11 protein-coding genes and 1 pseudogene are annotated in these 9,020 nt (G+C 69.1%); 7 read left to right on the top strand and 5 right to left on the bottom strand.

From position 1 onward, the window contains the following. From ACRDPN_RS11280 to ACRDPN_RS11265, 4 genes and pseudogenes are all read left to right on the top strand, one after another. A pseudogene (locus ACRDPN_RS11280) lies at window positions 1–358 on the top strand (hypothetical protein); the annotation flags it as partial. A gap of 127 nt (window positions 359–485) precedes the next feature. Further along, the gene (locus ACRDPN_RS11275; RefSeq protein ID WP_431447684.1) at window positions 486–2,216 is read left to right on the top strand and encodes a TPM domain-containing protein; all 1,731 of its coding nucleotides are present in this window, start codon (window positions 486–488) and stop codon (window positions 2,214–2,216) included. Between the two features lie 31 nt (window positions 2,217–2,247). Then, window positions 2,248–3,012: a PspA/IM30 family protein gene (locus tag ACRDPN_RS11270; RefSeq protein WP_431447683.1), complete on the top strand. Its 765-nt coding sequence runs from the start codon at window positions 2,248–2,250 to the stop codon at window positions 3,010–3,012. 18 nt (window positions 3,013–3,030) lie between these two features. Beyond that, window positions 3,031–3,528, top strand: coding sequence for a DUF2505 domain-containing protein (locus ACRDPN_RS11265; protein WP_431447682.1), 498 nt, complete (start codon window positions 3,031–3,033; stop codon window positions 3,526–3,528). On the opposite strand, the gene ACRDPN_RS11260 is transcribed toward ACRDPN_RS11265, so the two are convergent. From ACRDPN_RS11260 to ACRDPN_RS11245, 4 genes are read right to left on the bottom strand one after another with little or no spacing between them, the layout of a single operon-like run. Beyond that, window positions 3,525–3,815 carry a hypothetical protein gene (locus tag ACRDPN_RS11260; RefSeq protein ID WP_431447681.1) on the bottom strand — a complete coding sequence of 97 codons (291 nt, stop codon included), beginning with the start codon at window positions 3,813–3,815 and terminating at the stop codon, window positions 3,525–3,527. The two genes, ACRDPN_RS11265 and ACRDPN_RS11260, sit on opposite strands and share 4 nt — an antisense overlap. After that, window positions 3,812–5,209 (bottom strand): wax ester/triacylglycerol synthase family O-acyltransferase, encoded by a 1,398-nt coding sequence (locus ACRDPN_RS11255; protein ID WP_431447678.1) that lies wholly within the window; start codon window positions 5,207–5,209, stop codon window positions 3,812–3,814. The genes ACRDPN_RS11260 and ACRDPN_RS11255 overlap by 4 nt, the downstream gene beginning before the upstream one ends. Next, the gene (locus ACRDPN_RS11250) at window positions 5,197–6,375 is read right to left on the bottom strand and encodes an AAA family ATPase (protein WP_431447676.1); all 1,179 of its coding nucleotides are present in this window, start codon (window positions 6,373–6,375) and stop codon (window positions 5,197–5,199) included. Before ACRDPN_RS11250 ends, ACRDPN_RS11255 begins: the two co-directional genes overlap by 13 nt. Before the next feature lie 11 nt (window positions 6,376–6,386). Continuing rightward, on the bottom strand, window positions 6,387–7,049 hold the full coding sequence (locus ACRDPN_RS11245; protein ID WP_431447673.1) for a hypothetical protein: 663 nt from the start codon (window positions 7,047–7,049) through the stop codon (window positions 6,387–6,389). Window positions 7,050–7,160: 111 nt separating this feature from the next. Between ACRDPN_RS11245 and ACRDPN_RS11240 the strand changes: the two genes are divergently transcribed. Continuing rightward, window positions 7,161–7,409, top strand: coding sequence for a helix-turn-helix domain-containing protein (locus ACRDPN_RS11240; RefSeq protein ID WP_431447670.1), 249 nt, complete (start codon window positions 7,161–7,163; stop codon window positions 7,407–7,409). Here the strand turns inward: ACRDPN_RS11240 and ACRDPN_RS11235 are convergent. After that, complete coding sequence (locus ACRDPN_RS11235) at window positions 7,396–7,902, bottom strand: hypothetical protein (RefSeq protein ID WP_431447668.1); 507 nt, start codon at window positions 7,900–7,902, stop codon at window positions 7,396–7,398. The two genes, ACRDPN_RS11240 and ACRDPN_RS11235, sit on opposite strands and share 14 nt — an antisense overlap. Before the next feature lie 115 nt (window positions 7,903–8,017). Here ACRDPN_RS11235 and ACRDPN_RS11230 point away from each other — a divergent pair, with 115 nt between their 5' ends. Together ACRDPN_RS11230 and ACRDPN_RS11225 are read left to right on the top strand one after the other, a co-directional pair. Then, window positions 8,018–8,524 (top strand): LysM peptidoglycan-binding domain-containing protein, encoded by a 507-nt coding sequence (locus tag ACRDPN_RS11230; protein ID WP_431447666.1) that lies wholly within the window; start codon window positions 8,018–8,020, stop codon window positions 8,522–8,524. Continuing rightward, on the top strand, window positions 8,521–9,015 hold the full coding sequence (locus ACRDPN_RS11225; RefSeq protein ID WP_431447664.1) for an Rv3235 family protein: 495 nt from the start codon (window positions 8,521–8,523) through the stop codon (window positions 9,013–9,015). Before ACRDPN_RS11230 ends, ACRDPN_RS11225 begins: the two co-directional genes overlap by 4 nt. The last annotated feature ends 5 nt before the right edge of the window (window positions 9,016–9,020 follow it).

Here is a 9,020-nt window from a genome sequence, read left to right as displayed (position 1 = left end):
GAGCTACTACAAGATCCCGCGGACCAACTCCAACACCGAGAACTGCGTGGCCCACAACGGCTCGCTGATCCCGGTCGCGGGGAAGGACATCATGGTCCAGGCCTGGTACCAGGGCGGCATCTCGGTGTACGACTTCACCGACTCCGCCAACCCGAAGGAGATCGCCTGGTTCGACCGTGGTCCGTTGAGCGACGAGAGGCTGATCGTCGGCGGGTCGTGGTCGGCGTACTACTACAACGGGTACGTCTACTCCAACGACATCCAGAAGGGCTTCGACGTGCTGAAGGTCACTGACCCGGCCGCACAGTCGAACGTCAGGATGAACAGTCTGAACCCGCAGTCGCAGCCGTCGTACTGACCTGACGGGTGACGCGAAGGCCCTGACCGGCCCGGGAGATCCGGGCTGGTCGGGGCCTTCGTCGTGCTTGTGGTGGGAAGGGACGGCGGTTGTCTCGGCACCGCCCATCGGCAAGGATCGACGTGTGATGGCCATGAAGCGAACGCTCGCGGCGTCCCTGATCCTCATGCTCGCCGTCCTCTCCGTGACGATCGCCGTGCAGCCGGCCCAGGCCGACGACCCTGTCGACATCACCGGCCAGATCACCGACCGGGCCGATGTGCTCGGTGCGGATCGGGCCGACGTCCGCCGCGCGCTCGACCGCTTCTTCGACCGCACCGGTCTGCAGCTCTTCGTGGTCTACGTGCCCACGTTCGGCGACCTCAGGGGGCCCGAGTGGGCCGCCCGCACAGCCGAAAGGTCCGGCCTGGGCCAAGGCGACGTGCTGCTCGCCGTGGCCACCAAGGACCGCGCCTACGGCTACAGCACCGACAACGAGACCTTCACCGCCGACGACCTGGCGTCGGTAGACCGCGGGCGCATCCTTCCCGCGCTCCGCAACGACGACTTCGCCGCCGCCGCGATCGAGGCGGCCGACGGCTACGGCGACATCGCCGAGGACGAGGGGTTGGCGTGGGGTGGCTTCGTCCTGGCCGGTGTGCTGGTTCTCGTCGCGGGCGCGTTCATCGTGCATCGTGTCCGGCAGCGGTTCGACCACACCCACCGCGTGCTCGACGAGCACGGCAACCCGGTCGACCCGGCCACCATCCTCACGTCAGAAGAGCTGGACGCCGCCGCCAGCCGTGCCCTCGTGGCGATCGACGACGCACTGAAGACGTCCGAGCAGGAGCTCGGCTACGCCGAGGCCCAGTTCGGCGCTCAGGCCACTCAGACGTTTCGTACGACGCTGGAGCGCGGGCGCGAGGTCGTGCGCGAGGCCTTCACCCTCCGGCAACGGCTCGACGACGTCACCGAGGAAACCGAGATGGAGCGCCGCAAGGAGGCGTCCCGCATCATCACCATCTGCGAGGAGGTCGATGCCGAGCTCGACGCCCAGGTGGAGTCGTTCGACAAGCTGCGCGACCTGCAGACCCGCGCTCCGCAGGTGCTCGACGAGTTGGCGACGCGCGCCGACGAGGTCTCCGGTCGTCTCCCCGACAGCCGATCGACGCTCGAGCGACTGCCGCCCGGGGCCATCGTCAGTGTGCGGGATGACGCCGACCAGGCCGAGCAGCTGATCGCGACCGCCCGCGAGCAGATCGCGCAGGGACGCGACGACATCGACGACCGACCGGCCGCGGCCATGCGGGCTCGTGCGGCCGAGGACGCCATCGCCCAGGCGATCACGCTGCTCGACGCCATCGACGAGGCAGCAGCAGGAGCGGCCGGAGCGGCCGATGCCCTCGGACGCGTCACCTCCAAGGTCAAGGGTGTCGGGGAGTTCATCGAGACCCGTCGAGGTGCGGTGGGCGCGCAGGCTCGCACCCGGCTCTCCGGGGCCGCACGCCACCTCGACCGTGCCCAGCGAACCATGGCGGATGACCAGGATGCTGCCCGCGCCGACCTCGACACCGCGGACAGACTCGCCGACGAAGCCCAGATCCTCGCCGACGGTGATGTCATCGAATGGACCAAGCGCCGCCAGAATCGCGACGTGGTGTGGAAGCCCGGGTTCGAGTCGATGGTGCTCGGCGGCATCCTCGTCGACGCGCGCAAACGCGGTGGCCTCGGCAGCGTGCTCGGCGGCTCGTCTCACGGGGGTGGCTCCGGCACGCCGTACCGTGGATCCCAGACCGGCACGCCACGTACGCCACGCACACCAGGCAGCTTCGGCGGCACCAGCAAACGTGGCCGTCGCAGCGGCGGCGGACGCTTCTAGATCGTCATCACCTCACGGAAGAGAGAGCACCATGGCCCAGCGACAGTCGATCCTCGGACGCATCTCCCAGCTCACCCGCGCCAACATCAACAGCATCCTCGACAAGGCCGAGGACCCCGAGAAGATGCTCGACCAGCTCGTCCGCGACTACACCAGCTCGATTGCCGAGGCCGAGGAGGCCGTGGCGATCACGATCGGCAACCTGCGGATGGCCGAGGCCGACCATGCCGAGGACGTCGCCGCCGCCAAGGAGTGGGGCGGCAAGGCCCTGGCCGCCTCGCAGAAGGCCGACACGCTCCGGTCGTCCGGCCAGGGTGGTGAGGCCGACAAGTTCGACAACCTCGCGAAGATCGCGCTCGGCAAGCAGATCGGGTTCGAGTCCGAGGCCAAGGAAGCCGCCCCGATGATCACCTCGCAGGGCGAGACGGTCGAGAAGCTCAAGACCGGTCTCGTGCAGATGAAGGTCAAGCTCGGCGAGCTGCAGACCAAGCGCGACCAGCTCGTCGCCCGGCAGAAGACCGCCGAGGCCCAGGCCACCGTGCAGGACGCCGTCAAGTCGATCGACATCCTCGACCCCACCAGCGAGGTGTCGCGGTTCGAGGAGAAGGTGCGGCGCGAGGAGGCACGGGTGGCCGGCCAGGCCGAGCTCGCGGCCTCCAGCCTCGACTCCCAGTTCGAGGAGCTCGAGGGCGACAGCACCGCGGCCGAGGTCGAGGCCCGGCTCTCCGAGCTGAAGGCCGGAGCGGGCACGCCGCCGGAGCTCGAGACCCAGACGACCGAGGACACTGCACGCTGAGCCTGCAAGGATGACGACATGTTGCTCAAGGAGTCGTTCACCTACCCGAACACCGACGTCGAGGCCGTCTATTCACTGATCGCGAACCCGGTGTTCCGCGAGGAGGCCGCGGCCGAGACCGGGGGCACCGACATCGAGATCACGCTCGAAGAGACAGACGACGGCGGACACGTCATCACCATCGTCCGCGACCAGCAGGCCGAGATGCCCGACTTCATCAAGAAGTTCATCGGCGACACGGTGAAGATCAAGCAGACGGAGCAGTGGACCGGCCCCGATGGCGACGGCAATCGCTCCGCCGACGTCAAGATGAGCGTCATCGGTCAGCCGGCGGGAATGCTCGGCACCGTGAACCTCCTGGCCGAGGGTGACGTCTCGTTCGTGGTCGAGGGCGACGTGACGGTGAACGTCCCGTTCATCGGCAGGAAGATCGAGCCCGAGATCGCCAAGGTCATCTCCGCCTCGATCCGCAACGACGTCGAGCTGGGCAACAAGCGGCTGTCAGACCCGTCCTAACCCAGAAGCTCGATGACCGCGTCGATCTCCTGGGTAGCGTACCAGGCGAGGTCGCCGGTGCCGTCCGCATCGACGTGCAGGGCCTCGACCTCGCTCAGCGTGACCGGCTGATCGGTACGACCGACCTCGGCCACGACCACCGCGGCACCGTTCTCGGCCGCTTTCGAGAGCGCCGCGAACTCGTCGGCCTCGTCGTCGCTCTCGGCCGGGATCGCCGGGAGCGTGACCGATCCGCCGTCGCGCAGGGACTTCAGAGCCGGCGCGTCTGCGGCGAGGTAGATCCTCATCGGGGCGGGCGCTGGCGTCCGCGGGGGGCGCGAGTGCGGCGACCGACCGTCTCGACCAGCTCGACCAGGGCCTCGCTGATGCACTGGGCGAGCACGTCGGCGTCCGGCACGGCGTCACGATCGGCAACCAGCCCGAAGAAGACCTTGCCGCGGTACGAGGTGACCCCGATCGACACCGCCCGGCTGCCGCTCAGCGGGATGCACGGATACACCTCGGCCACGGGCTCCCCGGCCATGTAGACGGGGTCCTGGGGGCCGGGCACGTTGGTGATGACGATCTGGTGCCCACGGCCGGTCTCGGCGTCCGCCACCCGCGCACCCACGGCGTGGAAGGTGGACGTCGCGAAACCGGGGAGATCGGCCAGCTTGTTGGCGGCTACCGCCGAGCCGGTCTCGCGGTGGTCCTTGAGCGCGTAGGAGACCTGATGGAGACGCACGACCGGATTGGACTCTCCCACCGGCAGCGACAGGAGGTGGCCACGCACCTTCGAGCCGAGCGACGTGGGCAGTCCATCGTCGGAGACCACGGACATCGGCACCATGGCGCGGAAGCTCGTCTTGGCGCTGACCTGCTCAGCACGCGTGAGCATCCAGCCCCTGATGCCGCCTGCGACGGAAGCCAGGATGACGTCGTTGACCGTGCCGCCGTGCTCCTCACGCACCCGACGGTAGTCGTCGAGGTCGGTGGCCAGCGAGGCGAACCGACGGTGCCGAGAGAGCTCGGCACTCAACACACCGCGTGGCGGCGGCGTGGAGCCCCCGATGATGGGCAGTCGGCGCACCAGTCGTCCGATCTGGTGCTCGGTGATCCGCCACGTCTCTCCGGGGCGTCGGGCGTTGCGGTCGAGAGTGGCGGCCACGAGTTCGAGACCGTGCGGCTCGGGCCGGGGGACCCACTCCTCGTGCGGGATCTCGCGCTCGTGGGCGGACTCCTCGAGCAGCACCTGGGCGAGGTCGATGGTCTCGGAGCCGTCGACGAGCGCCTGGTGGGCCTTGAACAGCAGCGCGACGGCGCCGTTCTCGAGCCCTTCTACGAGGTAGAGCTCCCACAGTGGCCGGTCGAGGTCGATCCGACGGGCGACCAGCCGACCGACGAGCTCGTGAAGAGACTGTCGCGTGCCCGGCTTCGGCAATGCGGAGCGACGCACGTGAATGGAGATGTCGAAGGTCTCGTCGTCGACCCAGACCGGCGTGCCGAGCGCTCCCGGGACCCTGCGCGGCACCTGGCGGTAACGAGGAACGATGTCGATGCGCTCGCTGATCACCTGGATCAGGCGGTCGTAGGTGAGAACGGGATCGTGCGGCTCGAAAATCGCCAACGAGGCGACCAGACGTGGCTCGGTGGGTGTGTCGTGGTTGAGAAACCTCGCATCCAGGGGGCTCAGCCGCTCCATGACCCTCCTCCACCGGACAGGGTTGAAAGTACCATCGGCGCCAGCGATTCTGCGAGGTCGTCCACGGCGATGACGAAGGCCGACGTCGGGGCCACGACGCGGGGCAGCTGGCCACGCATCACCGCGAGGTCGATCGTGGTGACGTCGGCCGGAATGAACATGGCCGGCTCGACGCCCGTGAGCCGGTACAGCATGTCGGCGACCTCGCGCTGCGTCCAACCAAGAGACGGTCGCATGAGGTTGACGACGACGGTCGGATCGACGTCGACAAGGTCCGACATGTCGTGCAGGGCGCGCACCAGCCGGGACAAACCGAGGGGGTCCGCGCGACCCACGACCAGCACGATGTCGGCCGCGGCCACGATGTGCCGGGTGACCTGGTTGCGACCGGCTCCGGAGACTCCTGCACCGGGCTCGATGGAGAACGCGCAGTCGGCCACGACGATGTCGGCATCGGACTGCAACCGTCGCAGGACCAGCTCGAGGGCACCCGGACGAACCTGCGGCCACATGTCGGCGCGCGGAATGCCACTCAGCAGACGCAACCGTGGCTCCACCTCGAGGAGATGGTCGGCGACCTCGTCGACCCGGCCCTGGTTGGCGGCCCTACAGGCGGCCATCAGCCCGCTCACGTCGTCGAGCATGGCCAGCTGCTGGACCGCGGAGCCCCCGTAGGTGTCGGCATCGACGAGCACCGTGTCGCGTCCGTGGTGGGCGAAGGACGCAGCAAGCGAGGCCGCGACCGTGCTCCGGCCGGGCGCTCCGGAAGTACCCCAGACCGCGATCGTCCGCGACGCGCCGCGGTCGTCGGTCTCGTCGGCGCCCGCGACGGTGTCGATGTGCGCCACGGCCTGCTCGAGCAGGCCGGGCTCTGCGCGCGCGGTGATGCCAAGCGCCCGGCATCGCTCGTCGGCTCCCACACCGATGACGCTGACACCGGCTCGCTCCAGCCGGAACACGGCATCGGCGTCGAGACCGGGCAGATCGGCAGCGACGAACGCTGCCACGGCGGCGGTGTTCGGAGCCAGGGCGAGCAGCTCGGCGACGTCGACGCAACGCCGCGCCAGGCGCATCGAAGCGGAGTCCTCGATCTCACGAAGGACACCGGACTCCCAGGCCGCCCCTCCGGCCGCCACGACGACACCGCTGACATGAGAGGCGCTCACCGGAGTGGGCGTCACGAGACCCGGACCATCGTCACGTGGCCCGCCGCGACGGTGCTGACGACCGCGCCGCTCAGCTCGGCGTCGGACACGTCGACGAGCACCGTGCGGGAAGGTGCACCCCGGACCGCGGCCGAACCTCCGCTCGAGACGACCTGGACGTCGCTCAACACGCGGACCGACTTCTCGCCGGCGTCGTCGCCCGGCCCGGGACCGACCCAGACGTCGACCCGATCTCCTCGCCCCAGGTCAGTGGGTGCTGCCCCGGACGTGACAGTGAGCGGCAGCTCGGTGACCCCTCCGGTCTGGCCGCTCGCCAGCGCGGCGCGGCTCACCAGGGCCCCGTCACCGACGTCTCGCGCCCACACCAGGTCTTCGAGCCGGGCGGGCAGAGGCTCGTCGGTGCGCATCAGATGGCGAGCGGCGGCGTCCGGGAGATGCGCCTCCGCCTTGACGAGGTCGGTGCGCTGCACTGGGTCACCGGCCCGAACCTCCGACCGGACGGCCCAGAAACCGGTGGTGCTGCTGCCTGCAGCGATTGCCGCAGCGCCGAGGACCGTCGAGGCCAGCACCAGCAGCGCACCCAGCACGAGTCGCGGGTCGCGCCAAGGTCGATGTTCGAGTCGTGGCGATCGCTGTGGTCGGCTCCGCTTGTTCATGGCCCCCCGAATGGTCATGCACTGTTTCTACTGGTGGGCTCTCGAGACGTCCAGGCCGGGTCCCGGTTTGTCCACAGGTCGACGGCGATCGGGGTGGGAACTGACACCTGGGCGTGAAAAACTGACGACATGCCCGCCGACGCACCGCGCTTCCTCACGCTCGTCGACGTCGCCGAGATCCTCAACGTCACGAGTCGGCAGGTCTACGCCCTCGTGCGCTCGGGCGACCTGCGCGGCATCCAGATCGGTGGCCGCGGGCAGTGGCGCGTCGAGGCGGTCGAGCTGGAGGACTACATCCAGCGTCAGTACGCCCGAACCGACGAGGCGTTGAGCAACGAACCCGCCGCGGACGAGACCAAGCCCGTCACGATGCACTGAGCGTCAGCGCCGCGATCGCGGCGAACGGCACTGTGCGATTTCTCCCGGTGCTCGTCATCAGTCGCACGAAGTCACGTCCAACCACGTCGACTGTGCCATCCACAGAGCGTCCGTCCATGCAGGTGAGGACGATGCGGTCGCCGTCGTTTCTGGTGGCGCGCAGCACGTGACCCCATCCCAGACCTGACGTCACCACGGTCGGCGGGTCGGCCGGCCGCTCGACCGTCACGACCTCGACCACCGCGGCGCAGGCCACGACGTGTTCAGCACGCTCCGACGCCACATGGACGACGACCTCGTTGACCAACCTCGTCTCGCCCTCGACGCGACCGAGCCCGGCCACCTCGAGCACCGCGTGACCACCGACGAGGTCTCGCCACGACGTGTCGGCCCACTCGCCGTCACGCAGCTCGGTGACCAGAGCATCGCGCTCCTCGAGCTCGAGGTCGGCAGCCTGGCCCTCCAGGTCGGCGAACAAACGGTCCCAGCGCACGGTGCCTCCTTGACTGGGCAGGCTAACGGACCTGTGCACAGCCCATTGACAGGGCGGCCTCATCGTCCTTTGATGTCATCAAACGTCATCAAACGTCATCATCGGGGGATGGGTCATGGGATGGATCGCTGGTCAGCTCGCGGCGATGCGCGGTGACGACTTCCCTGCCGCCGTCATCGCCTTGATCACCCTCACCCTGGTCGTCGTCTCCGGCTGGGCAGTACTCGTGGGCCTGCTCGCGTCTGTCCCCGGACTTCGAGGCTTTGCCGTCGCCCTGACGCCTCGGCTCCTCCGCGGCGTCGTGTTCGCGGGTGTGGCCGGCGCGCTCACCGTTCCCGGTGCACACGCAGACGACCGTGGCATCGACGGACTCCAGGTCCCGGACCGACCGCTCGTCGCCGAGGCCTCGCCGGCGGCGGAGGTGGGCCGGACTGTTGTCGTCCGACCCGGCGACAGTCTCTGGACGATCACTCGTGCCCACATGGGTTCGGGCGACTCCCCGGCCACGATCGCCCGCGAGAGCGAACGCTGGCACGAGGCCAACCGCGACGTCATCGGCGACGATCCCGACCTCATCCACCCGGGTCAACGACTCAGCGCACCTTCGGAGGACCGCTCATGAGAACCGCAACCGCCCTCGACGTCGTTCCCGTCGTCCCCACGTTCGACCGACCGGTCGAGCCGGCTCCCGGCCAGATCCCGCTCCCGTTCCCCGGCGTGCGGCCCGTTCTCCCGGCTCCGATCGAACGGGGCACGACGGACGACGTAGGTCATCCGCTGCGCCAACGAGCCGCGCACTTCATGCAGGCCCTGGTCGAGGTGCTCTCAGGCGAACGAGCACTGCGGCAGATGGCCGCGTGGATGGCTCCCGACGTCTACGACCAGCTCCAGGCTCGCCTCGCTGCTCGCGCACGAGTTCCCCGGCGGGCCGGGGTGGGCAGTGCAGCACGCATCGCTTCGGTGCACGTCGCGATGGTCAACGACGAGACGGCCGAAATCGCCGGCCGCATGGTGCACCGCGGACGCTCCCGTGCACTGGCGGTCCGACTCGAGCTCCAGACGTCGCACCGCGGGCAGCGAGTCTGGCGGTGCACGGCGCTCGCCTGGGCCTGAGTGTG

The organism is Aeromicrobium sp., from assembly GCF_050700635.1.
Lineage (GTDB): Bacteria > Actinomycetota > Actinomycetes > Propionibacteriales > Nocardioidaceae > Aeromicrobium.
The sequence above is the reverse complement of the archived record's forward strand: the minus strand, read 5'-3'. Positions and strand labels throughout refer to the sequence as shown.